The sequence below is a fragment of the Rufibacter latericius genome (assembly GCF_003721515.1).
Taxonomy (GTDB): Bacteria; Bacteroidota; Bacteroidia; order Cytophagales; family Hymenobacteraceae; genus Nibribacter; species Nibribacter latericius.
In genome coordinates this window covers 42,990-67,825 of sequence record NZ_RJJD01000021.1, presented here as the reverse complement: position 1 = coordinate 67,825, position 24,836 = coordinate 42,990, and the positions used below count along the sequence as shown (strand labels likewise).

Genomic DNA, 24,836 nt, shown 5'->3' with positions numbered 1-24,836 from the left:
GGTTGCCTGTAAGGCGGAAACTTTAAGACGTGGAGATCCTTTTTCGCTCTGCTTTTAAAAGAAAAGCCCCCGTTTAGTGCCTGTTTTCTGAAAACGGGCACTAAACGGGGGCGAACCAAAGCGTATACCCTTAGGCCTTAAATTCTGAGATGGCTTTCATAATAGAGGTTATCATCTCTTCGGAGAGGTCCAGGTGGGTAACCATCCGGATCTTCTGCGGACCGAAGGAAGAAGCCAGAATTCCTCTTTCTTCCAGATAAGTCAGAAACCCGTCCATGTTTACCTGGGGAGCCAAAGTGAAAATCACGATGTTGGTGTCCACTGGCATCACCTCGGTGACATACCCCGTTTCCTGCAAAACATTCCCAATCTGCCGGGCACGGTCATGGTCTACCTGCAGGCGCTGAACATTATTTTGTAAGGCGTAGAGCCCGGCCGCAGCCAGAAAACCGGCCTGCCGCCAACCACCGCCCAACACCTTACGTACCCGCTTGGCTTGCTCAATAAGTCGTTTAGGGCCGAGGAGCAGAGAACCCACCGGGGCTCCCAATCCTTTGGAAAGGCAAATTGAAATAGTGTTGAAATACCGGCCGTATTCACGGGCATCATCGCCGGAGGCAACCAAGGCATTGAATACCCGAGCTCCGTCTAGGTGCAGGGCAATGTTGTTTCGGCTGCAAACTTCGGAGATGGCGGCAATTTCAGAAACGGTGTAGTAAGAGCCTCCGCCTTTGTTGCAGGTGTTTTCCAGGGAAACCAGGCTGGTCACCGGGAAGTGGATGTTGTCTGGGTTGATGCAGGCTTCTACCTGTTCCGGGGTGACTTTGCCGCGAACCCCGTCAATCAACTGCACAGAGGCCGCCGAGTTGAACGCGATTCCACCCACCTCATAGACATAGATATGGCTAGTGCGGTCGCAAACCACCTCGGAGAGCGGTTGCGTGTGCATTTTAATGGCGATCTGGTTTGTCATGGTGCCAGAAGGGCAGAAGAGGCCAGCTTCCATCCCAAACAAACTGGCTCCGTAGGCCTGTAACTCATTCACTGTAGGGTCTTCCCCGTACACATCATCGCCCACCTGGGCCTGAAACATAGCCTCCAGCATAGCGGGAGAGGGTTTGGTGACAGTATCGCTGCGCAGGTCAATCAAAGGATTCATGTGTTTTTTTAAGCCGAACTATTGAGAATGTAAAAGTAATAACTTACTTTTGCGATTCAATTTTAAATATTGACCGATGGCAGTTACTAGATTAAAAAGAAAAGACCGTAAGAATAAAGCAAGACAGAACAACAAGCAACGCGTGATCAAGCAATTGTTGTCTACTCCGGTTATCAAGAACGTGGATGTTGAAGAGCTGAAAGCTCGTTTCACTTCTGCTCCAGCCGCTAGCGCGGAAGTTGCTACAGCTGAGTAATTCTGCGTTTTTTCGTTCGCCTACTGCCTTTCGGCAAACTGTACGCGATTACTCTTACTACAAGATAGTTGAAAGTGTAACCTCCATTGGTTACACTTTTTTTATGCCCTTTTGCCAAGCTCAATAGCCTGGAGTTTCTGTACTTTCCCTTCTTCTACCTCAAAACGCATCATGGTGCGCATCTGGTGAAACCCATGGCGCCCGGCTGCTCCGGGGTTGAGGTGCAGCAAATTACCATGCTTTGGGTCTTGCATGACTTTAAGGATATGAGAGTGTCCGCAGATGAAAAGACCCGGCGGATTCTCCTTAATCATGGTACGCACCTCGGGAGCGTATTTACCAGGGTACCCACCAATGTGCGTCATGAGCACGTCTAACCCTTCACAAGTGAACCGTAGGTTTTTAGGGTGCAAGGCTCTTACGTCCCCGGCATCAATGTTGCCATACACGCCCTTGATTGGAGCCAACTGCCCCAACCGCACAGAAACCTCCGCTGTCCCGAAATCCCCAGCATGCCAGATCTCATCACAGCCCTCCAGTAGAGCCAAAATTCGGTCATCCAAGTAACTATGCGTATCTGAAAGCAGGCCGATTTTCATAAGGAGAGAATGAATGATTGAGAGATTGAATGAATGAAGAATTTAAAATACGAAGAAATACGACTAGAGGACGTTCTAAGCCTGTTTTTAGAAAAGTAGCCTTAAAACGAATATTCCCTTCTATTCATCCTCTTCATTTACCTATTCCCTCAATCATTCAATCCCCCAAACATTCAATTATACTCCCCACGTCTCGGGTTGCTGACGCCATTGCTCCAGGGTGGCGATGGCCTCCTGGGAGATGTAGCCTTGCGAGGCGGCAGTTTCAAGGAGGGCGTTGTAGTGGCTGAGGCAGACGGTGGGGATGCCGGCGGCGGAGAAGTTATCGTCGGCTTGGCGGAACCCGTAGGTGAAGATGGCGGCCATGCCAATGACCTCGGCTCCGGCAGCCTGTACGGCTTTAGCGGCTTTCAAGGAGGAGCCTCCGGTAGAAATAAGGTCTTCTATGAGTACTACCCTCTGGCCAGCTTCTAATTTTCCTTCAATTTGGTTTCCCATTCCATGGCTTTTTGGCTCGGGACGTACGTATAAGTACGGCAAGTTCAGTATATCTGCTACCAAGGCGCCTTGGGCAATGCCTGCCGTGGCTACCCCGGCAATGGCCTGCACCCCTAGAAAATTGTCCTGAACGGCTTTTGCCAAAGCATTTTTAATGAATGAACGAATATGCGGAAAAGAAAGCGTGACGCGGTTGTCGCAGTAAATGGGGGAGTTCCAGCCGGAACTCCACTTGAAAGGCTGCTCGGGCCGGAGACGCACCGCTTGGGTTTCAAGGAGGTAAGCCGCTATCTGGGCGGCGGTTTCTGTGTGTGGCATGGGCGAAATTACACAATTAGTAGTAATCTTTTCCTTCGCCGCACGTCTTGTGCCCTATGAAAATTCTTTCTTATTTTGTAGCTACTTACGCGCCCTACCTAAGCGACAACTTCATGAATGTCTTTATCAACGACATCCCACTGATTATTAAAAAAAGCAGTGAAAAGATCTTTAAGCACAAATACGATTTAGTGCTCGGTAAAGACGATCAGTTTACTTCCAAAGACTTGGTGGGCGATGTGCTCATCCGGGATGTAGATTCGGCTCTCATTGACCGTTTGGTTCGCCTCATGGAAGTTAAGAAACTCAAGAAACTGGAGTCTCTTACGCTGGTCACCGACAAGAAGAAAAAGCTCATTGCCCATCTCAAAGACCAATTCAAGATCATAAAAGCAGCTGGTGGCCTGGTGATCAAGGACGGAAAAATCCTGATGATTTACCGCCTGGGCATGTGGGACCTACCTAAAGGCAAGATCAAGAAGGCTGAGGAAACCGATTTAGGTGCCCTGCGCGAGGTAGAGGAAGAGTGCAATATCAAAGTAGCCATTACCGGCGAACTGCCCAACACCTGGCACTCCTACGCCTACAAGGGAAACAAAATCCTGAAGAAAACCAGCTGGTTCACCATGCAGTGCCTGGATGATACCTACATGAAACCCCAGGCCGAAGAATTTATTGAAGAGGTCCGCTTCATGACCCCAGACGAAGTTCTGGAGGTTTTACCAGAGTCTTACACCTCTATCCAGTTTGTTATCCGGGATTATTTGCAGGCAATGAAGAAAGGTGGAAGGGAATAAAATCCTGCACGTTTCCGCCAAACCGGTGAATCTCCCGAATGATGGAGGAGTTAATAGCCGCCAGGGAAGGAGAGGTAATTAAAAACACAGTCTCCAACTCTGGGTTTATGTGCCGGTTCGCTTGTGCAATGGTGTTTTCGTACTCAAAATCAGTGGTGTTGCGCAACCCGCGCAATAGAAATTTAGCGCCTACTTCTTTCGCAAAATCGGCGGTAAGGCCCTTGTAAGCCTGCACCCACACTTGCGGATTGTCTTTGAACACCCCTTCAATGGTAGAAACCATCTCCAGCACCGGAAAGTAGCGGTTCTTGCTGCTGTTGTTTCCAATGGCAATGATGATGTTGTCAAATAACTCGCATCCGCGCTGTACCACATCATAGTGTCCGTTGGTGAAAGGATCAAAAGAACCAGGGAAGATGGCTATGCGCTTCATGCAATAGGGGTGTAGGTGGAGAAATCTGATTTGGTTTCAGCGGTGAAGATGCTGAAAATATCCTTTCCCTTTACCGCCCCTCGGCGGAAATGTTTCCTTTTATCCCGTTTCAAACCCCTTTTAGGGAAAATACCGTCAAAACAAATTTGTTGGTTTTTCTCAAAGTGGACCATAATGTAGGGACAATTCTTTGTGGTTCCCCTTAACACGATTCCTTAGGCCAAAGGGCAACCACCAGGGATTGCCCCTGCAATTCCCGTTTGCCTTCAATGGCACAAATAGAGGGGTAGAACCTACTCTATTGTAAAGCAAAAGCGTTTTTAGGGCCTTTTTTATACAAAATAGGCCCTAAACACGCTTGACTGGTGAATTGCTGAAAATCGGCAGTTTTTATAAAGAGGGGGTTAAAACCTGAGCATCCATAACAGGTGCTACCAGCCGGAAACCGTTGCCGTGTACGTTGATGATCTCTACGCTTGGGTCTGCTTTAAGGTATTTGCGGAGTTTAGTGACAAAGACATCCATGCTGCGGGCGGTGAAATAGTTGTCGTCTTTCCAGATCTTACTGAGGGCAACCTCGCGCGGAAGTACGTCATTCAGGTACTGGCATAACAGCAGGAGCAGCTCGGCTTCTTTTGGGGAAAGTTTCTGGGTTTCGGGTCCACGCGTGATGAGGCGGGTTTTGAAATGGAAATGATAGGTGCCCAGTTGATACTCAGTAGCCAGAGGTTTCTCAGGAGCTGCCGGGATTGCTTTACGGTGCAGAATGGCCTTAAGCTTGCAGAGCAGGATCTCAGAGTCAAAGGGTTTGGTGATGTAGTCATCAGCTCCAATCCTGAATCCTTCCAGCATATCGGCTTTCATGGCTTTGGCCGTCAGGAAGATCACGGGCATGGCGGGGTTTGCTTTTTTGATATCGGCGGCCAGGGAGAATCCGTCCTTGACCGGCATCATGACATCCAGGATGCAACCGTCAAACGCCTCTTTCTGGAACATGCGCAAGCCTTGTAGGCCATCGGTGCAGAGGGTCACGTTGTAATCGTGCAGCTCCAGATAGTCTTTCAGAACCATCCCAAAGTTGGGATCATCTTCAACCAGTAGAAGGCGGGTGTCAGGAGTGGCAGTCATGGGAATATGCGGTTAGAATAAAGGATCGTTTAACTGACGTTTTTCTGAAAAGGGAGCCAAAGCGTAAACTTGCTGCCTTTGCCTAATTCACTGCGCAGGTGAATGGTGCCTGCGTGCGCTTCGGCCATGGTTTTAACGTAACTCAGCCCCAGCCCGAAGCCTTTCACGTTGTGCACGTTGCCGGTAGGTACGCGGTAGAACTTGTCAAACACCCTTTTCTGCGCCTCCCGCGACATGCCCGTGCCCTGATCCTCCACCGATATGTGCAGCCCTTTGGCAATGGTGGTGGTCTGGATGACGATCTTAGGGGCGTTGGGTGAGTACTTGTTCGCGTTGTCCAGCAGGTTGCCGATCATATTGGCTAAGTGGCCGGGATCAGCCCAGACATACGGAGTACGTGCCTCCAGTTTCAGGTCCAGATTTCCCTGGCGTTGCTCAATATGAAGTTGGAACGGCTCGGCGGCTTTCCTGATGAGTTGATGCACGTCTACTTCTTCAAAGGCCAACTGCAGGGTTTTGCGCTCCATCTGGGCCGTTTGCAGCACTTTTTCTACCTGCTGGTGCATGCGCTTGTTCTCGTCTTTGATGATGCGGGCGTAATAATCTACCCGAACCTCGTCTTTCCGTACTTTGGGGTTTACCAGGGCATCCAGGGCCAACGAAATAGTAGCGATGGGCGTCTTGAACTCATGCGTCATGTTGTTGATGAAATCGTTTTTGATCTCTGAGATTTTCTTTTGCCGCAGGATGGTGTAGAGGGTGAAGGAGAACGTCAGGATGATGATGAGCGTGAACAGCACCGAAATAGCTGACGGGAGGAGCAAACTCTGCCACACATACACGTTACGGTCTGGAAAGGTCAGCATTAAAAAGCCCGGAGCCGTCATGACATCATTGGGGAAAAGGCGCACCGCGTATTCATTTTCCCGCAGGTTGTTAGGGAGCAGCACGTCACTAGACGAAGCCAAAATGATGTTGGGGTAACTGGAACTGGTGGCTCTTTCCAAGGTGCACGTATAAGGAGAAGAGATGTGGTGGTTTGCCAACTCATCTGTGAGCAGTTGATTTACATTCAGTTGCTCCAGCCGTTCCTCCAAGGGCATCTCTTTCCGGACGTATTCTACCGCCATCTGCTGCATCACCTTGTTCAGGTGCTGGGCTTTAGCTTCGGCTTTCTGGTGCTTGTTTTTCTCCTGCGGTTTTATGCGGCTGACTTGTTCCGATGCCTCAGATACCAGTTTGGGCTGCGGCGGAGCTATTGGGGCAGGCGGAGCCGGATGCCCTTTGGTAGAACCATATACTACCGAGGCCGCCGTACGCCCAGAGCTTTTGATGGCGGGATAATAGCGGGTAAGGCGGTTTAAGGTGGAATCTGAGGAAAGGGTTATCGCCTGCCAAAGGTTCTGGCTTACTAAAGTATCGGTGAATACATCAATTAGTTTTCCCCTCACATTCACCGACTTAATGTTTATTGGATTCAGGCGGAGCAACTCGTGTTGCTTTCTTCTGGTAACCGAATCGTGGCTCATCCTTAGCACGAACGCAGAATCTACTTTTGCCCGCTGGAAATGGCGGGAGTTACTTTTCTTGATGAAGGAATCTATCTGAGGTTTTTGCGAAGCCAGTATTTTCCAGATGACCACCGAATCAGTAGCACCTTCCCCGAAGATCTCTAAGTGGTCTCCCTGGGGCGAAGCTGGCCGGGCTCCTCTAATGTAGGTTCTGCCTTGCAATTCCTGTGCTTTGGAAATCGCCAGGGCCTCTGATTGGGTGACCATTACTTTTACCGGTGCCAAAGAAAGCCGGGTAGGAGCGGGATGGGGACTGGCCTGTGCAGGTTTTGCAGGGGCAGAAGCTGGTTCCGCTATGGTTACCTTGATTTGCTTTTTTTCTTTTCTGACAAGTTTGGCTGTGGCGGGCTGCTTTTGTTCTGAAGCGGTAGGGTTTTCTGGTGATAAGGCAGCGGCCCTGATCTGGGGCGCTTTCTCATTCAGGTAGTACACCGCTTCCTTGGTTTCCAGCCGGCGGGCCACCTGTTGCAGCGCATCGTTCACGTTCCGGTCAAAAACCTCCTCTTCCATCAGTACTGCATGGTGGATCCAGTAGACCTGGAACCCGATCAGCCCTACCAGAGAGATCGTCATCAGTACAATGACCCAAAGCAATGTTTTCTTTCTCATCTCTACAAAGATAAAGGCTTATTTGAGGCCAAACATTTCTTTAACTTTTCTTTAACAGACTTTAACCTGGCCTTAACCTCTTTCTAACCAGTAACCCGGTAATATTGTGTAGATCAAACAAATACCCTCACCTAAATTACAATTGTTATGAGAAAGAAACAATACACATGGTTGCCCCTGGTGATGCTGTTGCTCGTCTTTTTAAGCACATTTATACCGGCCCAGGCACAGGAAAAAGGTAAGACTCGGAAGGCACCCACAGGGAAGGCAAAAGTGAAAATAGTAAAGCAGGAAGGCGGTACCTATTATGTTCTGGACACCACTTTGACCATTGCAGAAGGAACTACCTACCTGGAGGCTGTACAGAAACTGAAAACCGATACCATTTCCTTTAAGCGGCTGGGGGCAAAGGAAATGAAATCCCTACGCATGTCCACCAACAAGGACTTTGATGTAATTAGGTACTTACCCTTGGCAGGCCATGATTCCTTGAGGTCTACCGTTTTCAGGGCCCGGGTTGCGGATTCTGTGTTCACCAGGTTGAAGGCAGTAAAGGTATTCGGTGATCATCTGCTGCTGAGAGACTCCGTGAATGAAATAGTGGCCAAGGCCCTTACCATCTCCGGGAACCCCAACATCCTGCACCGGGCAATAACGGTGGATTCCCTGAATCCAACTATCCGCTTCCTTAGAATAGACAGTGTATTACAGATTAAGGTTGATACCTTATTGCTGAACGAAACCATTCGGGTGGAGAAGGATCTCTCCTCAGGGGAGATGAAAATACGCAAGTTAGGGGAAAACGGCCCCAAAGAGATCCTGGAAACCGGTGATTACAACATCATCCGGTTACGGAACCCAGGTCAGGACCGGATCATTCTCCTGAAAGAAGCCGGGGAAAATACTTCCATCAGGAAAAAAGAAACGCTTAAAGCCTCTAAGAAGAGCAAGAAAAAGGAGGCGATACCAGCTCCCATTGAACTTCAGCTTTTCCCTAACCCTACAAACGGAGAGGTGAATATCAACTTCTTTTCCCAAAAGAAGGCCAAATCACAGGTTCGGGTGGTAGACAGTCAGGGCAAGACCGTTTACCAGGATGACCTTGGTACAGTGCAGGGCCAAGTGTACAAGCGATATGATCTGACAAAATTTGGAAAAGGATTGTATGTGGTTCAGGTGCAACTAGGGAAATCAGCTCAGTCTGGGAAAGTTGTCGTAGAGTAGCGTTTTGGCTGTAGGTTTGGAGAAAAGGCCTGAAAGAAATTTTCGGGCCTTTTTTGCGTTTCCGGATTGAGTATTTTAGGGCCGAACCGTATAGCACGAGTATGACATCACCTCTACCTGCATTCTTTTATTCTTCTTTTTATAGGCTTTTTGTCCTTTGTAAAAGCTTTTGGTTATTAGTTGCATTGCCATTATCTGCTCAAGCCCAGGATAAAGACATTCATCCGTGTGCCGCTTCCCGTATTTCAACAACCTCTTTGCTGCTGGCAGACGGCATCACCTCTGAGGAGCACCGTTCCCTTATGCGACAATATGACCTTCACTGGTACAAGCTGGATTTGGCTTTGGAGCGTAATTCCCTGGACATTGCCGGAAACGTGCAGCTTTATGCTTCGGCCACGCAGAACAACCTTTCTCAGATCGCTTTCGAGCTACACCCTAATTTTACCATCCAGCAGGTTTTGTTAAATGGGGTAGCCTGCTCGGTAACCCGTAATGGAAGCGAAGTGATTGCTCAGTTGCCGGCGGTAATAGGGCAGCAGGAAAAATTCAGGGTTCAGGTGTTTTACGTGGGCAGGGCACCTTCTGGGGCGGGGGCCGCCATTGGCAATGGGTTCAATACGGCCATTGCTGCCCCGTGGGGTAAGCAGGTGACCTGGAGTTTAAGTGAGCCTTTTGCCGCCTCTGAGTGGTTTCCTTGCAAACAGTTGCTGGAAGACAAAGCCGATTCGGTGGAGGTCTGGGTCACCACCGATGTAGCCAACAAAGTGGGGTCGAACGGGATTCTGCAACGGGTGACGCCTTTGGCCAACCAAAAACATCGGTATGAGTGGAAGTCCCATTACCCCATTGCCTATTACCTGATCTCGGTGGCCGTGTCTTCCTACGAGGAATATTCTTACCAGGTACCTTTGTCCGGTGCTCCTAAGCCCGTGTTGGTTCAGAACTACCTTTACCCGTCAGCACTTTCTACCTTTAAAACAGAATTGGACCGCACCGGCCAGTTCCTGCAGCTGTTCTCTGATTTATGGGGTTTGTACCCTTTCCACAAAGAGAAATATGGCCACAGTATGGCACCCATTGGCGGTGGCATGGAGCACCAGACCATGTCTACCCAGTCCACCTTTGAATTCACCCTCACGGCCCATGAACTGGCCCACCAATGGTGGGGTGATGAGGTCACCTGCAGAGACTGGAGCCACATCTGGCTGAACGAGGGCTTTGCCTCTTACGGTGAATTACTAGCCATTGAAAAGCTTCTTCCCACCGAGCGGTCTAACTGGTTAGACAGGGCCAATACAGGAGCCCTTAGCCAGCCCCAAGGATCAGTGTTCGTGAAGGACAGCACATTTGTGCCCCGGATCTTCAGTTCCACACTTTCCTACCGCAAAGGTGCCCTGGTGCTGCACATGCTGCGGCACGCTTTACAGTCAGATGCTTTGCTTTTTCAGGTACTTCAAGCCTTCCGTGAAGAGTTTAAATATAAAGTAGCTGATACCAGGAACTTCCAAAGGGTGGTGGAGCGGGTGAGCGGACGTTCCTTTCAGTATTTCTTTGATCAGTGGGTGTATGGTGAGGGATACCCGATCTTTGATGTCACATGGGCTCAAAAGGGAAACCAACTGTACCTCAGAAGTAAGCAATCGCCGTCCAGCCCGGCTACGCCTTTCTTCAAAACCGAGGTGGAATTCCTGATTACTACCACGGTGAAAGACACTCTGATAATGGTGCAACAGGAAGACCTAACTGAAGATTATCAATTAGGGATACCTGGGGAGGTTCTGGAGATTAAGGCAGATCCTAATGAGTGGCTTTTGGCAATTGTGAACCCAATCGCAAACGATCCTTCCCTGATCCCTGCCGAGAACACTAGCGTTTCAGTTTACCCAAATCCCACGTTTGGTGAAGTAAACCAGAAAGGAGGGAGCGGGGTGCCGCAGCAAATTTCCATCTATGACATGGTGGGGCGGCACATCAGGACCTTTGCGCCAAGTGGCCGTACTTTCTCCATCGCTGATTTGGGGGCTGGGGCCTATATTCTGGAGATTTTGTACCCGGATGTAAAGACACAACTACGCATTTTGAAGCTTTAATACTAATATTCTTCTTTTTTTGATTGTTTTTTCCCAACAAAAGTTTAGTTTATCAGTTTAAAGCTTTGCGAGTTCATCTGAACTGCTTCTTTACCGTTTTACGCCACATTTCCTAAAAGAAGCCTGAAAGCAGCTTTTGTTACCCTCAGAGGAGTGGATCATTTCCTTTTGGGTCTCAGAAGCAGCCATTGTCAACTATTACACCTTATAAAACTATGTCTATGACTACTGACACTACCCTTGACCTTGAGATAAAGCATAGGTTACTGGACGAATGTTTGCGACAGCAGACCGATTTTGTAGACCATGCCCGGCAAGCCATGGAAGAGGCCCAATCCAGCGCCAACGAAAGTCAGGGCGCCATTGAAGATAAATTCGAGTCTTTCAGAGAGGCCTGCCACATCCAACGCGACATGTTTGCCAAGCAACTGGATGAAGCCATCGGGAAACTTAGCATCCTGAAACGAATTGTAAGGAGCAAAGTGAACGAAGATGTTTCTTTGGGTTCTATTGTGCGCACCGATGCCCAGAACTACTTTATCTCGGTGAGTTTGGGTGAGATAAACATTGACGGAGAGAAATACTTCGCTATCTCGGCGGCTTCCCCGGTATTCCAGGCCATGGCCGGAAAAACCAAGGGGGAGTCTTTCACTTTCCGCGACAAAAAAATCACAATCCTAGATCTTTTCTAACTCACTCCAACCATTTCTTTTTAGGTCCGGTTTACCTCCTTCCCCCGGAACAAAAAGGCCTAAAAGCAAAGCGGGAACCTTCATCAAGGTTCCCGCTTTCCTTTTAGGCTTGTAAGACTTTTTTATTATTGCACCCGTGTCCAGGTCTGCGACCGCCCAATGAGGGAAATGCCAATGTAGCCTTTCACCTCCAGTTTGTCGTTGCCCAACAGTTTCATGTAAGAAGAATAGGTTTTGCCAGATTTAGGATCATAGATGGTGCCTTCGTCCCATTTGTTACTTTCCACTGCTTCAAAGTTCTTCAGGAAAACCAATCCTAACACCGGCCGATTCTGCAGTTTTGGATCAGGGTTGAATTGATCCACCTTTGGTTTGCCGTCTCTATTGGGTTCTTTAAGCCAGATGATCTTACCGCATAGCTTATCGCCACACTGGTAAATCTCAAAACGGGCTTCTTTCTCTTCGTTTGTCCAGACACCAATAGGTGATTTTTTCTGAGCCCAGCTAAGAGTAGTCAAGCAAAGGAAAAGGGCTAACAAATAGATCTTTCTCATACGTGTGGTTGTTAGGGATTTTGGTTTTTTAAATATAAGCAAATTATGGTCCAAACACTTAGGAGCGAAAAAGTTTCTCTTCGTATACAGAGCAGCACTCCTAAAACCTATTTTCCATGCGAAAACTGCTTTTACTGATCCAGGGAATCTACTTCAGTTTAACCGGAATCTGGCCTTTGGTGCACATGCCCAGTTTTCTGGCAGTGACCGGTCCTAAGAAAGAGGTATGGCTGGTGGTAACCGTGGGCATGCTGGTATTGGCCATTGGCGCGGCCCTGATCACTGCCGCCTTTCAGCCCCGAGAGGAGCGAAGCCCCATGATGCTTGGGTTCTTCAGTGCCTTGGGCCTGGGAGCTATTGACGTACGCTACGCCACCCGTGAAGTAATCCTGGATATTTACCTGTTAGATGCCATCGTTGAGTTTCTGCTGGCCATAGCCTGGATATGGGTTTTCTTCAATACTTGGGAGCCAGGGAACGAAAATAAAACTTAAATTTTTTCAGCAAACCTTTTGAACTATCTTCTCGTCTTTTAACTTTATAAAACGGAAGCGAGTGCTCCGGGCCTCTCTAGCAAACCCATAATTTACTTGGCGCAGCGGATGGGTTTATGTCGGACTTAAAGAAAGGAGGTAAAAGTGTCTAATCCCAGTAAAAATGTATTAAGCCTAGCTCATGTGTCAACCGTTAACCGTGTTGAAGCTTGCTAACTAGACTTTGTCTACTGGCGAATCCGGCATGAGGTAGCCCATGCGACTGAGAGGCAGTTCTCTTTCGTGTCGCTTGATACCATTTCAAAGGATTCCGTACCCGGCTACTGCAGTGGCCGGGTATTTTTTTGCCCGAAAACTACGGGGCTCATTGCGGTAAGTGCTGACCCTCAACTATTTAAAACTTGCACTTAAAGAATTTTCGAATCTTTAAGTCAGGAGGAATGCTCCTTTTAAAATACAGTTCAGGGATTGAAAATATATAATCTCTTCCAAGGATGGAGAATCCGAAGGTTCATCTGACTTAAACCGCACCAGCAGTTTACCAGTTTTTGATTCTTTTAAGGCTCTTTTCTGAAAAACAGCTCTGAAACAGGAAGGGTTAAATTACGGGATTACGCGCCTAACATCAAGGAAGCGTTTCTGGTAGAGGGTACCTTCTAACTCGCTTACTTTTACACCCCCATTGGAGGAAGAATGCACGAACTGCACCGCCTTGGGCGGGTTGGTGATCACAATGCCCACATGGCCTGGGGTGCGGTCTTCCAGGTTAGTCCCGGTGAAAATAAGTAGATCGCCTTTTCTGGCTTCCTGCACAGGTACGGTTTCGCCCAGTTTGGCTTGCGCCGCAGATCCGTGAGGGATAGATACCCCAAACTGATTGTACACGAAGGTGATGAACCCTGAGCAGTCAAAGCCTTCTTCTGTTACGCCGCCGTAAGTGTACTCGGTGCCGTACCGTTGCAGGGCAAAGGCCACCAAACTGTCGGTTTTTGTGACATATTTTCCTTCCAGCACGCCCAATCCGGGGGAGTTCTTCTCCAGCCGAACCGGTTTGGCCAAGGTAGAATCGTTGTGAAATCCTTTGTCCCGGCCGTCTAGGCTGGTGCGTTTAATGCCAGCCCGCCTCAGGTCTCCCTCGGTGAAAAATACCTTGTACAGCACCAGCAGGGAAAGCAAGACCCCGAAGGTGATCCATATTTTTTTCATATTCAATCCTTTGTGTTGCATACGTATTTACCACGGGTCGCGGTTGCCTGAGATACCCGTGCCTTTGGTTAAGCCGCTTTTTAGCCGTAATATTCGATCTTAATCCAAACTACTTTACATCTTTATGCAAAAAATAATCCATTCCTGGGCAACGGGAGTGCTGGTGCTGCTGGCTTTGGCTTTCTCTACGGCGGCAGCTGCCGCGCCTAAAATCTCTTACCGGCTTTCCATGCCTGAGCCGCATACCCATTACTTTGAGGTGGAAATGCGCCTGGAGGGCTTCAAAGGCAAGAACCTGGACGTAACCATGCCCGTCTGGACCCCGGGTTCCTACTTGATTAGAGAGTTTCCAAAAAACGTGGAGGCTTTCCAGGCGGTGGTGAATAATTCTCCCGTTTCCGCGGGAAAAATCGATAAGAACACCTGGCGCATTGCCACCGGCGGAAAAGACGTGACAGTAAAATACAAAGTGTATGCCTTTGAGCTGAGCGTTCGCACCAGCTTTGTTGATGCCAGCCACGGTTACCTGAACGGCACCAGCGTGTTCATGTACCCAGAAGGCCATAAAGATCTCCCTTCCACCGTTACTGTGGTGCCGTTCAAAGGATGGGCCAAAGTGTCTACGGGGCTTCCGGCCGTGAGTGGGCAACCCTACACCTACAAAGCCGCCAACTATGATATTCTCGCCGATTCACCTTTTGAGATCGGGAACCATGAGATCCTGTCTTTTGAAAGCAACGGCGTAAAGCACGAGGTAGCCATGTTCGGTGATGCCAACTATGACCCTGCCCGCCTCACCGCCGATATGAAGAAAGTCACCGAAGAGGCTGCTAAGGTCTTTGGAGAGTTGCCGATAACCTACTACCTGTTCATCGTCCATAACCTACCCGCGGGCGGCGGCGGATTAGAGCACCTGAACTCTACCACGCTGCACGCTACCCGTACCGCTTATGGCACCGAGAGAGGCTATAAGGGGTTCCTGAACCTGGTTGCCCACGAGTACTTCCACCTCTGGAACGTGAAACGGCTGCGCCCGATGGAATTAGGGCCTTTTGACTACAACCAGGAAAACTACTCCAGAATGCTGTGGGTCTCCGAAGGATTCACTTCTTACTACGCCAACGTGATCATGCGCCGGGCGGGCTTCACCTCAGAGCGCGAGCACCTGGACGACATTGCCAGCAGCATCACCAGCGTGGAGAACACCCCGGGGAACAAGGTAGTATCGGCGGCCCAATCCAGCTTCGATGCCTGGATCAAGCAATACCGGCCCGATGAGAACTCTTACAACACGCACCTTTCGTACTACAGCAAAGGAGGCCTCCTGGGCATGTTGCTGGACTTAGAGATCCTGAAAGCCACCAAGGGCACTAAGTCCCTAGACGATGCCATGAAAGCCCTGTATGACCAATACTACAAGCAAAAGAAAAGAGGCTTCTCAGAGAAAGAGTTTCAGGCGGGCATAGAGAAGTTCACCGGCCGTTCTATGGATGACTTCTTCAGAAGATACGTGTACGGGGTAGAGACTCCGGACTATAATTCCTATTTCAGCTCCGTAGGAATTACCCTCACAGACGTAAACAAAGGCACGAACAAGCCACTTTTAGGAGCCGGTATCTCCACCGCCAGCGGCAAGCCGGTGGTGACCACGGTGACCCGTAACGGTAGTGCCTGGCAAGCGGGCTTAAACGTGAACGATGAGATCTTGGGCATGAACGGCTACCGGGTTTCAGATGACATCAACAAATCCATTCCGGCCTATGCCGTGGGAGACGTGTTGGAGTTGGTGCTTAACCGAAGCGGGCAACTGATGATTCTCCCGGTAACCTTACTTAAAGATCAGACCCTGAAGTTCCGCGCCGATATGGCCGCCTCGCCCACAGATGTTCAGAAGAAGAGCTACCTGAAATGGACCAGCGCCAAATAGCGTTTTAAGCCTCTTTTTCAGGAAACAGCCTAAAATTAACAGCCCTAAAACAGAAAGGCCGCTCACTGGAGCGGCCTTTCTGTTTTAGGGCTTTTTCAGGAAAAGGGACTTAAATCTACCTCTTCAGGAAAGCTTAGCCATTTTTATTTTCCAAGGCGAAAGGCGTTATTTGATGCGCATCAGTTCAACTTCGCGGGCTGGTTTAATGATCAGGGGCACTTTCTCTATTTTCACCGAACTGGTGTCAAGCCCGAACCATTTGCCTTCTGAGGTGGTGAATTGCTTTATGTTGAAGTACGACTGCATGATGGTGTTTTCCCAGAAGGGGAGGTCGTTTTCGTAACTCAGGAACTTCTCTAGCACCACAAACCGGAAATCTCCAATGAGATTCTGTTTGTTCAGGGAGCTGTAGCGGCTGGTAATATCCACCTCTTTGTTTTTTACCAAGTCTTCCACTACTCTCCGGAAGAACAGGTTGATGCGTTGCTCTACCCTAAACCCCAACCGGAAATCAATTCGGACTACATCTTTTTCGGCCAGTACGTTCACCTTGTACTCCATGGTATACGGCTCATCCATGGTCTGCACGTGCACAAACCAGTAGATATCGGCCCGCTTGGGTCTTTTCTGGAAGATGGAATAGATGATCTTGGACTCAATCTCTGATGAGCGATCGGCGCTGGTCATGAACACCAGATGAGTCGCGTATTTCGGGATGGTCTCGTCTTCGCTCAGTTCCCGAAGGGCGGGTACATACTCAGGCAAGGAAACATGCTCGGTGAGCCGGCGTTTGATGAAAAAAGCCTTGAGCCAGATGTACATCACCGATATCAAGATAAACCCGATCAGCAGCGTCACCCAACCCCCGTGCGGAAACTTGATTAAGTTGGCAATCAGGAAAGAACCTTCAATGGCCAGGTAAACCGCCAAAAAGATAAAGACACCCACCTTCGCCACTCGTTTGGTAAGAAGATAATAGCTTAGCAGGGTAGTCGTCATCAGCATGGTGACCGTAATCGCCAACCCGTAAGCGGCTTCCATGTTCGCCGATTCCTCGAAATACAGCACCACCGCCACGCACCCCAGCAAAAGCAGCAGGTTGATGCTGGGCACGTACAACTGGCCCTTCACGTTGGTAGGATAGATCAGGCGCACCTTCGGCCACATGTTCAACCGGATGGCTTCCCCAATCAGGGTAAAAGAACCCGTGATAAGGGCCTGGCTCGCGATTACCGCCGCAATGGTAGCAATAATTATCCCGAAGAGCAGGAACCACTCCGGCATGATGCCATAAAACGGATTGACAGTGCCCAAGGAAACCAGCTTTTTACCTTCATACTGCATCAGCCAGGCCCCTTGCCCGAAATAATTAAGCAAAAGGCAGGTTTTCACAAAGACCCAACTAACCCGGATGTTCCCTTTGCCGCAGTGCCCTAAATCTGAGTAAAGGGCCTCAGCACCCGTCGTACACAGGAAAACCGCGCCCAACAACCAGAAACCTCCCGGGTAATTCACCAGCAAGTCATAGGCATAATAGGGGTTCAGGGATTTGAGGATCTCGGGATGCTCCATCACAGAAAGGACACCCAAAATGGCCAGCATACTGAACCATACGAACATCACCGGCCCGAAAGCCTTGCCTACAATCTGGGTCCCGAAACTCTGCAACAAGAAAAGGAGCACCAGAATACCGATTACAATGGGTACTGTAGGAATATCTGGGTTGAGCAGGAGCAAGCCTTCTACCGCTGATGAAACCGAAATAGGCGGCGTGATGACTCCATCGGCTAGGAGTGCGCTACCCCCCAGCATAGCCGGTACGGTAAGCCACTTGGCATGGCGCCGTACCAAGGCAAACAGGGAGAAGATGCCACCCTCGCCATTATTGTCAGCCTGTAGGGTAAGGATGACATATTTGATGGTCGTTTGGAGAGTGAGGGTCCAGACCACGCAGGAAATACCCCCGTACACCAGGGTGGCATTGATGGGAGAGGACCCGATGATGGCTTTCATCACGTACAGCGGAGAGGTCCCGATGTCACCGTAAATAATACCTAAGGCAATCAACAAACCCGCACCCGATACTCGTTGTGCGTGACTAGAGTTATCCATTGTAATCAGTTCGTAAAAACCTCAGGTCAATGCTACTTACCATGGGCTAACAGTTTGTTTTGCCACCCTTGGGTAAGTTTCTCCTCCCGAGAAGAAAGTCGGCAAAAGTAATAGCTATTCACGAATTTAAATAGGTTTCCTGAAGGCATTTTACCCCAATAGATTGAATGGACTTTTCTGGCTTATTCAAGAGGTATGTACCTTTTCCAATATATTTTAGGCTTTATCTAGAAAAGTTTAGAGGCATATTTACTTCCTCATTTGGATAGGTATTTTTTAATTTATAATTTACATCAAATTAGTATAAATAGGGGTGCAAAGCACAATCTTAAAAATTAATAAATACAAAATTGTATACGAAAAAGAATATAATGCAAGCTGATACAGATTTCTTCAAAGTATGGCTGGATACATCCACACGGATAGCCATGTTAAAATGGAGAAAGGATGTTGGGTTGGAAGAATGCAGAAAAGGGATAGAGGAATTGTTTACCCTTATCAAGGAAAACAATCTAAATAAATGCCTGATCAATACCTGTCACCGGGGAATCTTGTCTGCTGAAGCGGAAGAGTGGGAATTAAGTATGCTGCAGAGCGATGACACCTCGTTTGTGCCTGAGGGCCTTCATGTTGCCCTGGTGATGTCTGATTCTAAATACAAACAGATGATCCATGAATACTCTTTGAACCGGGTCTGTAAGTTCAACCTTCCTATCACCATCAATTATTTCACCCAGATAAACGAAGCGGTAGATTGGCTGGAGCATGACACTCCCTCCAATTCTTTATAGAACGCCTGATTTCCGTTTAAAGCCTTCTTTTCCGAAAAAGCCCTAAAAGGAGCAGGTGTTTTTAGATTCCTTTTATGAAAAGGTACCTAAAGAGTGCCTCAGGAACCTGTATCCGTTTACCCCCCTGTGCGAAGAGTTGGAGCAGTAAGTGGAAGAAAAGGCAGGCGATCAAACCTAAACCTAAGAAGGTAATAAAGCACAAGGGGAACCTGCGGGCTGGCAAATTCCCCTTGTGCTTTAACTTGAAAGGTACCTTAGTTGTTGACGGTGATTAATTCCACATCAAAAATCAAGGTGGCATTTGGTCCAATGTCTCCGCCAGCACCACGGGAACCATAGGCCAGGTTACCGGGGATGAACAAGCGCCATTTGTCTCCTTCTTTCATCAGCTGGAGGGCTTCGGTCCAGCCGGCAATCACGCCGTTTACCGGGAACGTAGCAGGTTCGCCCCGCTCGTAAGACGAATCAAATACGGTGCCGTTAATGAGCGTGCCGTGGTAATGGGTGGTTACGTTGGAGTTTCTGGTTGGGGTCCTGCCCGATCCGCTTTCCAGCACCTGGTATTGCAGGCCGCTTGGCAAAGCGTGTACGCCCTCTTTCTCTTTGTTAGCCTCTAAAAAGGCTTCACCTTCTTTTCTGTTCTCCTCGCCGGAGGCACCTGCCGTAGCTTGTTGTTTTTCCTGCATCTGCATCTGCAGTTGCATCATCGCCTGCTGCACCTCGTTCTGGTCAAGCTTAGAAGGATTTCCGCTGATAGCTTCTTTAAGACCGAAAAGCAATGCTTCGGGTTCTACTTCAATGCCTTGCTTGGCAAAGTTGGCTGCCATGTCTCGGCCAATGATGTAGCTGATTTTTTGGGAAAGGTCTTTTAATTCCATAGTTTTTCTTTTGTAAGGTAAAGGTACGGTTTCTATGGAATTTGGATGGTATTGGAACACAAAACCCCGTCAACGCGGGGTTTTAGGAGGGGTATGAATAAGCTGGTCTTTCTACAAGCTTTAGAGATATAGGTGAATGTCTTCCTCTGAAAGATCCAGGGGAATGTTTCCTGGCGACAGCCAAGTAGTGGCATAGATACCCAGCACACCAATAATCAGAATGGAGGAGATAGTGGCGATAGTTTTCATGGCGTTACCCTTAGAGCGTTTATAGTATAAACGTAATATTCTACAATCTGGTTAACTTATCAGTAACCTAATTATTACCCTTGTATTAAATATATAAAATTCTGATAATAAAGCCATAAAGCGTCTTGAAAATAGTTTTGAACCTGTTTACAAAGGCCCTCAAACCCTTGTCTGTAATCTTAGTTTTTGAATAGCAGCACCGGAAAAGTGAAACCTACTTTATAAGAGGCTAAACGTGATTCCTACCCCTTTTTCAATAAAGGGCCCAAAACAGAGAGGAGCCAACTTTCATCGGCTCCTCTCTGATACTCTTTCTACTATTAAGATTCTAGACCTAAGACTCAGACCCTAAGATTCCTCCTACTACATGTTGCGTCGGTACTGACCACCCACGGCGAACAGCGCATTAGTGATTTGGCCCAAAGAGCAGTATTTGGAGGTTTCCATAATTGCCTCAAAGATGTTGCCGTTGTGTACCGCTACTTCCTGTAATTGCTTTAAACGGGCAGGGGTTTTATCTGAATGCCGCGCCTGCAACTCCTGTAGCATGGAAATCTGGTACTGCTTCTCTTCCTCGGTAGCTCTGATCACTTCCGACGGAATCACCGTAGGAGAGCCCTGGCTGCTCAGGAAGGTGTTCACGCCAATAATCGGGTATTCACCGGTATGCTTCAGGGTCTCGTAATATAGGCTTTCCTCCTGAATCTTACCGCGCTGGTACATGGTCTCCATGGCACCTAACACACCGCCACGTTCTGTGATGCGGTCAAATTCCAGCAATACCGCTTCCTCCACCAGATCGGTGAGTTCTTCAATGATGAAGGAGCCTTGCAGTGGGTTTTCATTTTTGGCTAATCCTAACTCACGGTTAATGATGAGCTGGATGGCCATGGCGCGACGTACCGATGCCTCGGTTGGCGTGGTGATGGCCTCATCGTAAGCATTCGTATGCAGGGAATTACAGTTGTCATAAATTGCATACAAAGCCTGAAGCGTAGTCCGGATGTCATTGAAGTCTATCTCCTGGGCGTGCAGCGAGCGGCCCGAAGTCTGGATGTGGTACTTCAACATCTGCGAACGGGCGTTTGCGCCATACTTCAATTTCATGGCCTTCGCCCATATTCTTCTGGCCACCCGACCGATCACCGCATATTCCGGGTCAATGCCGTTGGAGAAGAAGAAGCTCAGGTTAGGCGCAAACGCGTTGATGTCCATGCCGCGGCTCACGTAATACTCCACAAAGGTGAAACCGTTCGCCAGTGTGAAGGCCAATTGCGAAATAGGGTTGGCCCCCGCCTCGGCAATGTGATAGCCACTGATAGAAACCGAGTAGAAGTTCCGGACGTTGTGGTCAATGAAGTACTGCTGCACGTCACCCATAAGACGCAGCGCGAACTCGGTGCTGAAAATACAGGTGTTCTGGGCCTGGTCTTCCTTCAGGATATCGGCCTGAACCGTACCGCGTACCGAGGCCAGGGTTTTCTCTTTGATCTGCCCGTAAATGTCTGCCGGTAACACCTGATCGCCGGTCACGCCTAAGAGCATCAGCCCCAAACCATCGTTCCCGTCAGGTAATTCGCCTTGGTACACCGGACGTTTTTGACCTTTTTCTGCGAAAATAGCCTCAATACGCTCGTTTACTTCGGCCTCTAACCCGTTCTCCTTGATGTACAACTCACATTGCTGGTCAATGGCGGCGTTCATGAAAAAGCCCGTCAAGATAGCGGCCGGACCGTTGATGGTCATGGATACCGAAGTCATCGGATGAGCCAGGTTGAAGCCTGAGTACAGTTTCTTGGCATCATCTAGGCAGCAGATGCTTACCCCTGAGTTCCCAATTTTACCGTAGATATCTGGCCGAAGGTCTGGGTCTTCGCCATATAAAGTAACGGAGTCAAAAGCAGTAGATAAACGCTTAGCGGGCAAGCCTTTACTTACGTAGTGGAAGCGCCGGTTTGTGCGCTCTGGTCCGCCTTCTCCGGCGAACATACGGGTGGGGTCTTCGCCTTCGCGCTTGAAGGGGAACACGCCCGCGGTGTAAGGGAATTCACCGGGAACGTTCTCCTGCAGGTTCCACTTCAGTAAGTCGCCCCAAGCCTCATAGCGCGGCGTAGAGATCTTCGGAATCTGAAGGTGCGAAAGGCTCTCAGTGTGGGTGGCAATTTTCAGTACCTTATCCCGTACCTTGAACTCGTAGAACTCATTTTTATACGCCTGGCGTTTCTCGGGCCAACCTTCCAGCAGCTTCTTGTTTTGGCCGTCCAGCCTTAAAGCAGTTTCTTCGTAGGCGTACTCTAACCCTTTAATCAAGCGATCTTTATCTTCTACCTCAATGGCTTGAATGGCTTCAATAGACTGCCGGATGCCATACAGTTTCTGAGCTACGCTGGCCTGGTCCTGCACCCACTTATCATAACTGCGGTTGTTCTCGGCAATTTCAGAAAGGTAGCGCGTGCGGGCAGGAGGGATGATGTACACTTTCTCTGACATCTCACCAGTGGCCTGAATCTGGGAATCAAAGCTAACCCCGGTTTTCTCAGAGATCTTTGCCATCACCGCCTTGTACAAACGGTTCATACCTGGGTCATTGAACTGAGAGGCAATGGTTCCGAATACCGGGATCTCGTCATCGCTCACGTCCCACAGCTGGTGGTTGCGCTTGTACTGTTTCTTCACATCCCGGATTGCATCCAAGGCACCGCGCTTGTCAAACTTGTTCAGCGCAATGATGTCGGCGAAGTCCAGCATGTCTATTTTCTCCAGTTGGGTGGCGGCACCGTACTCAGGCGTCATCACGTACAGGCTGGCGTCTGAATGCTCAATGATTTCGGTGTCTGACTGGCCAATACCGGAGGTCTCCAGGATGATCAAATCAAAGTTGGCGGCCTTCACCACATCCACAGCATCTTGCACGTAGCGGCTCAAGGCTAGGTTGCTTTGGCGAGTGGCCAGGGAGCGCATGTACACGCGGCTGTTGCTGATGGCGTTCATCCGGATACGGTCACCCAACAAGGCACCACCTGTTTTGCGTTTTGAAGGGTCTACCGAGATGATGGCGATGGTCTTGTCCTGGAAATCCATCAGGAAACGGCGCACCAGTTCATCCACCAATGAAGACTTACCAGCGCCACCGGTACCGGTGATTCCCAGCACTGGCGTTGTTGATTGTCCGTTGGTTGTGGCTTGTTGGTCAACGCCTGAGATCAATTGCTCTTTCACCCGTGCGAATTCCTCGGGGAAGTTCTCGGCAGCGGATATCAGGCGGGCGATGGATTTGATGTCTTTTTCTTTCAGGTGCTTTACCTCTCCGTTCAGGTTCTGGCCGGTGGGGAAGTCGCATTTTTCCAGCATATCGTTGATCATGCCCTGCAAGCCCATAGCGCGTCCGTCGTCTGGGGAATAAATGCGGGCGATACCGTAGCCATGCAGTTCCTCAATTTCTGTAGGAAGTATCACTCCGCCGCCGCCGCCGAAAATGCGCACATGGCCGCAACCGCGCTCGTTGAGGAGGTCATACATGTATTTGAAGTACTCCAGGTGGCCGCCTTGGTAGGAGGTGATGGCAATAGCCTGTGCATCTTCCTGAATAGCACAGTCCACGATCTCCTGCACGGAGCGGTTATGGCCCAGGTGAATGACCTCGGCGCCCGATGCCTGAATGATGCGGCGCATGATATTGATAGACGCATCGTGGCCGTCAAACAGGGAAGCGGCGGTGACAATGCGGATGTGGTTAACCGGTTTGTAGGGTTGTACAGTAGTAACTGACATTTGTTAGGTTAGCTAGTGAACGGTATGCGAAAGTACGAATTTTCAGATAGAATGGAGGAGGTGGGGTAAACTCTCTTGTAGGGTTTCAGGGGTACTTTCTTTAAAACAGCCTCAAAATGGCTTTCGTTCAGAATCAGGTACCGCGGCTGGCTGCTTTTGCGTAGTTTACCAAAAATTGAAGCCAATGCCTGAACTTCCTCCCTTAGCGCTCATTCCTTTTATTGATGTGATAGGCACCTTTGTGTTCGCCATCAGTGGCACCCAAACCGCCATTGACAAAAAGCTGGATCCGTTTGGGGCTTCTGTTATCGCGTTTGCCACGGCTTTGGGCGGAGGTACGGTACGGGACTTGCTGCTGAACCTAAGACCGGTTTGGATTCAGGAGGAAAGGCTATTGGTGACCGTTTTTATTGCCGTAATGGTGACGCTGGTATTCAGAAAGGAAATAGGGCGGTTCAGGAGAACCATGTTTTTGTTTGATACCGTGGGTATTGCGCTGTTCACTATTTTAGGTATGGAAAAAGCGCTCCGGTTGGGAGTGCCGCCGTTGATTGCCTTGGTCATGGGCGTGGTGACCGCCGTTTTCGGGGGAGTAGTGCGGGATATTCTATGCAACGAGATTCCTTTGATCTTCCGCCGGGAGGTGTACGCCACGGCCTGCCTGGTGGGAGGTGCGTCTTACCTGCTCATGCGTCTGGCTCCCGTACCGCCCGGCGTTCCCGTCTGGATTGCCATTGCCATCATTATTTTAATCAGGATTTTGGCGGTGCGGCTGAAATGGGCCTTTCCAAACTTGAACCCAGAAGAATAAGGTTGGTTTTAAGGCTGTTTCAGGAAAAGAGGTCCAAAGCAGACCGGCTTTCTGTTTAGTTCTTTTTATTTTCCTCTATGTGCTCCTGGTGCTTTTCCATGGTGTCCATCACTTTTTCGGGCTGCACATCATGGGCTAGTTCATTGATCTCGGGGTCATGGGCTTCCTGGATATCCATTTTCTGGGCGATGGCGGTGACTAAGGTTACCAAACGCGTTATTTCATGTTCGGCCAGTAAACTAACTTGTAGATCAAGATCGGCACGTTTGTCTGCCTGAATGCTGGAACGGTTCTGGCTGATGAGCACAAATGTGGACAGGAAAATGGCTTCCACTGACGCGAACATGGCCAGCACTACAAAAGACTCATCAAAGGGCGGAAGGCCCAGCCAACCCAGGTTCCAAACTACCCAAATCCCGAACATCAGTAAGTGGATGACCACAAACAGCATACTCCCTGTGAACTTCGTCACGGCATCGGAAATCCGCTCAGATAGATTCCGCGAATTATCTTCCTGTTTCCGGCGGGCCAGCAACGCCTTGATGTTCCGCTCCACAATCTCGGCCATGTGCCCCTCCGTTCCTTTGAACACCCCTGTATCTTTATTTTCTGCCATGATTACTACTGTTTAGGTGCAGTTATACGGCATCAGGCAGAAGAAGAGGA

22 protein-coding genes are annotated in these 24,836 nt (G+C 49.3%); 9 read left to right on the top strand and 13 right to left on the bottom strand.

The genetic code is table 11. The annotated features are described in order from the left end of the window. Nucleotides 1–130: 130 nt before the first annotated feature. Nucleotides 131–1,159, bottom strand: a complete 1,029-nt coding sequence (gene ltaE / locus EFB08_RS20045) for a low-specificity L-threonine aldolase (protein ID WP_123128765.1) — start codon at nt 1,157–1,159, stop codon at nt 131–133. Nucleotides 1,160–1,235: 76 nt separating this feature from the next. Here ltaE and EFB08_RS20040 point away from each other — a divergent pair, with 76 nt between their 5' ends. Next, the gene (locus EFB08_RS20040; RefSeq protein ID WP_123128764.1) at nt 1,236–1,415 is read left to right on the top strand and encodes a hypothetical protein; all 180 of its coding nucleotides are present in this window, start codon (nt 1,236–1,238) and stop codon (nt 1,413–1,415) included. A 101-nt stretch (nt 1,416–1,516) separates the two neighbouring features. On the opposite strand, the gene EFB08_RS20035 is transcribed toward EFB08_RS20040, so the two are convergent. Both EFB08_RS20035 and pyrE read right to left on the bottom strand, forming a co-directional pair. After that, nucleotides 1,517–2,014 (bottom strand): metallophosphoesterase family protein, encoded by a 498-nt coding sequence (locus EFB08_RS20035; protein WP_123128763.1) that lies wholly within the window; start codon nt 2,012–2,014, stop codon nt 1,517–1,519. Between the two features lie 177 nt (nt 2,015–2,191). Then, complete coding sequence (pyrE, locus tag EFB08_RS20030; protein WP_123128762.1) at nt 2,192–2,830, bottom strand: orotate phosphoribosyltransferase; 639 nt, start codon at nt 2,828–2,830, stop codon at nt 2,192–2,194. Between the two features lie 56 nt (nt 2,831–2,886). On the opposite strand from pyrE, the gene EFB08_RS20025 reads away from it, so the two are divergent. After that, nucleotides 2,887–3,627 carry an NUDIX hydrolase gene (locus EFB08_RS20025; RefSeq protein ID WP_227006420.1) on the top strand — a complete coding sequence of 247 codons (741 nt, stop codon included), beginning with the start codon at nt 2,887–2,889 and terminating at the stop codon, nt 3,625–3,627. Here the strand turns inward: EFB08_RS20025 and coaD are convergent. From coaD to EFB08_RS20010, 3 genes are all read right to left on the bottom strand, one after another. Further along, the gene (coaD, locus tag EFB08_RS20020) at nt 3,581–4,060 is read right to left on the bottom strand and encodes a pantetheine-phosphate adenylyltransferase (RefSeq protein WP_123128761.1); all 480 of its coding nucleotides are present in this window, start codon (nt 4,058–4,060) and stop codon (nt 3,581–3,583) included. The two genes, EFB08_RS20025 and coaD, sit on opposite strands and share 47 nt — an antisense overlap. 390 nt (nt 4,061–4,450) lie before the next feature. Next, nucleotides 4,451–5,188 carry a response regulator transcription factor gene (locus tag EFB08_RS20015; RefSeq protein WP_123128760.1) on the bottom strand — a complete coding sequence of 246 codons (738 nt, stop codon included), beginning with the start codon at nt 5,186–5,188 and terminating at the stop codon, nt 4,451–4,453. A gap of 29 nt (nt 5,189–5,217) precedes the next feature. Next, the gene (locus EFB08_RS20010; protein WP_123128759.1) at nt 5,218–7,368 is read right to left on the bottom strand and encodes a sensor histidine kinase; all 2,151 of its coding nucleotides are present in this window, start codon (nt 7,366–7,368) and stop codon (nt 5,218–5,220) included. 273 nt (nt 7,369–7,641) lie between these two features. On the opposite strand from EFB08_RS20010, the gene EFB08_RS20005 reads away from it, so the two are divergent. From EFB08_RS20005 to EFB08_RS19995, 3 genes are all read left to right on the top strand, one after another. Continuing rightward, nucleotides 7,642–8,592, top strand: a complete 951-nt coding sequence (locus tag EFB08_RS20005; RefSeq protein ID WP_165864979.1) for a T9SS type A sorting domain-containing protein — start codon at nt 7,642–7,644, stop codon at nt 8,590–8,592. A 185-nt stretch (nt 8,593–8,777) separates the two neighbouring features. Beyond that, nucleotides 8,778–10,685, top strand: coding sequence for a M1 family aminopeptidase (locus tag EFB08_RS20000; RefSeq protein WP_165864978.1), 1,908 nt, complete (start codon nt 8,778–8,780; stop codon nt 10,683–10,685). A 215-nt stretch (nt 10,686–10,900) separates the two neighbouring features. After that, nucleotides 10,901–11,377, top strand: coding sequence for a hypothetical protein (locus tag EFB08_RS19995; RefSeq protein ID WP_227006419.1), 477 nt, complete (start codon nt 10,901–10,903; stop codon nt 11,375–11,377). Nucleotides 11,378–11,502: 125 nt separating this feature from the next. Here EFB08_RS19995 and EFB08_RS19990 read toward each other — a convergent pair whose 3' ends face one another. Then, nucleotides 11,503–11,931 (bottom strand): DUF2147 domain-containing protein, encoded by a 429-nt coding sequence (locus EFB08_RS19990; RefSeq protein ID WP_123128755.1) that lies wholly within the window; start codon nt 11,929–11,931, stop codon nt 11,503–11,505. 116 nt (nt 11,932–12,047) lie between these two features. On the opposite strand from EFB08_RS19990, the gene EFB08_RS19985 reads away from it, so the two are divergent. Further along, on the top strand, nt 12,048–12,425 hold the full coding sequence (locus EFB08_RS19985; RefSeq protein ID WP_123128754.1) for a hypothetical protein: 378 nt from the start codon (nt 12,048–12,050) through the stop codon (nt 12,423–12,425). Nucleotides 12,426–13,028: 603 nt separating this feature from the next. Here EFB08_RS19985 and EFB08_RS19980 read toward each other — a convergent pair. Continuing rightward, entirely contained in the window at nt 13,029–13,631 is a 603-nt protein-coding gene (locus tag EFB08_RS19980; protein WP_165864977.1) for a C40 family peptidase, read from the bottom strand. Between the two features lie 124 nt (nt 13,632–13,755). On the opposite strand from EFB08_RS19980, the gene EFB08_RS19975 reads away from it, so the two are divergent. Further along, on the top strand, nt 13,756–15,558 hold the full coding sequence (locus tag EFB08_RS19975; RefSeq protein WP_227006418.1) for a M61 family metallopeptidase: 1,803 nt from the start codon (nt 13,756–13,758) through the stop codon (nt 15,556–15,558). Between the two features lie 165 nt (nt 15,559–15,723). Here EFB08_RS19975 and EFB08_RS19970 read toward each other — a convergent pair whose 3' ends face one another. After that, nucleotides 15,724–17,670: a KUP/HAK/KT family potassium transporter gene (locus EFB08_RS19970; RefSeq protein ID WP_123128752.1), complete on the bottom strand. Its 1,947-nt coding sequence runs from the start codon at nt 17,668–17,670 to the stop codon at nt 15,724–15,726. Between the two features lie 428 nt (nt 17,671–18,098). Here EFB08_RS19970 and EFB08_RS19965 point away from each other — a divergent pair, with 428 nt between their 5' ends. After that, nucleotides 18,099–18,461, top strand: coding sequence for a hypothetical protein (locus tag EFB08_RS19965; protein WP_125077817.1), 363 nt, complete (start codon nt 18,099–18,101; stop codon nt 18,459–18,461). A gap of 254 nt (nt 18,462–18,715) precedes the next feature. Here EFB08_RS19965 and EFB08_RS19955 read toward each other — a convergent pair whose 3' ends face one another. The 3 genes from EFB08_RS19955 to EFB08_RS19950 form a co-directional block, all read right to left on the bottom strand. Beyond that, nucleotides 18,716–19,339: an FKBP-type peptidyl-prolyl cis-trans isomerase gene (locus EFB08_RS19955; RefSeq protein WP_123128749.1), complete on the bottom strand. Its 624-nt coding sequence runs from the start codon at nt 19,337–19,339 to the stop codon at nt 18,716–18,718. A 120-nt stretch (nt 19,340–19,459) separates the two neighbouring features. Next, complete coding sequence (locus EFB08_RS23920) at nt 19,460–19,588, bottom strand: hypothetical protein (protein WP_262707490.1); 129 nt, start codon at nt 19,586–19,588, stop codon at nt 19,460–19,462. 363 nt (nt 19,589–19,951) lie between these two features. After that, nucleotides 19,952–23,359, bottom strand: coding sequence for a methylmalonyl-CoA mutase family protein (locus tag EFB08_RS19950; protein WP_123128748.1), 3,408 nt, complete (start codon nt 23,357–23,359; stop codon nt 19,952–19,954). Between the two features lie 184 nt (nt 23,360–23,543). Here EFB08_RS19950 and EFB08_RS19945 point away from each other — a divergent pair, with 184 nt between their 5' ends. Continuing rightward, nucleotides 23,544–24,170 (top strand): trimeric intracellular cation channel family protein, encoded by a 627-nt coding sequence (locus tag EFB08_RS19945; RefSeq protein ID WP_123128747.1) that lies wholly within the window; start codon nt 23,544–23,546, stop codon nt 24,168–24,170. Between the two features lie 55 nt (nt 24,171–24,225). Here the strand turns inward: EFB08_RS19945 and EFB08_RS19940 are convergent, their stop codons facing one another. Further along, entirely contained in the window at nt 24,226–24,786 is a 561-nt protein-coding gene (locus EFB08_RS19940) for a DUF1003 domain-containing protein (protein ID WP_123128746.1), read from the bottom strand. Between the last annotated feature and the right edge of the window lie 50 nt (nt 24,787–24,836).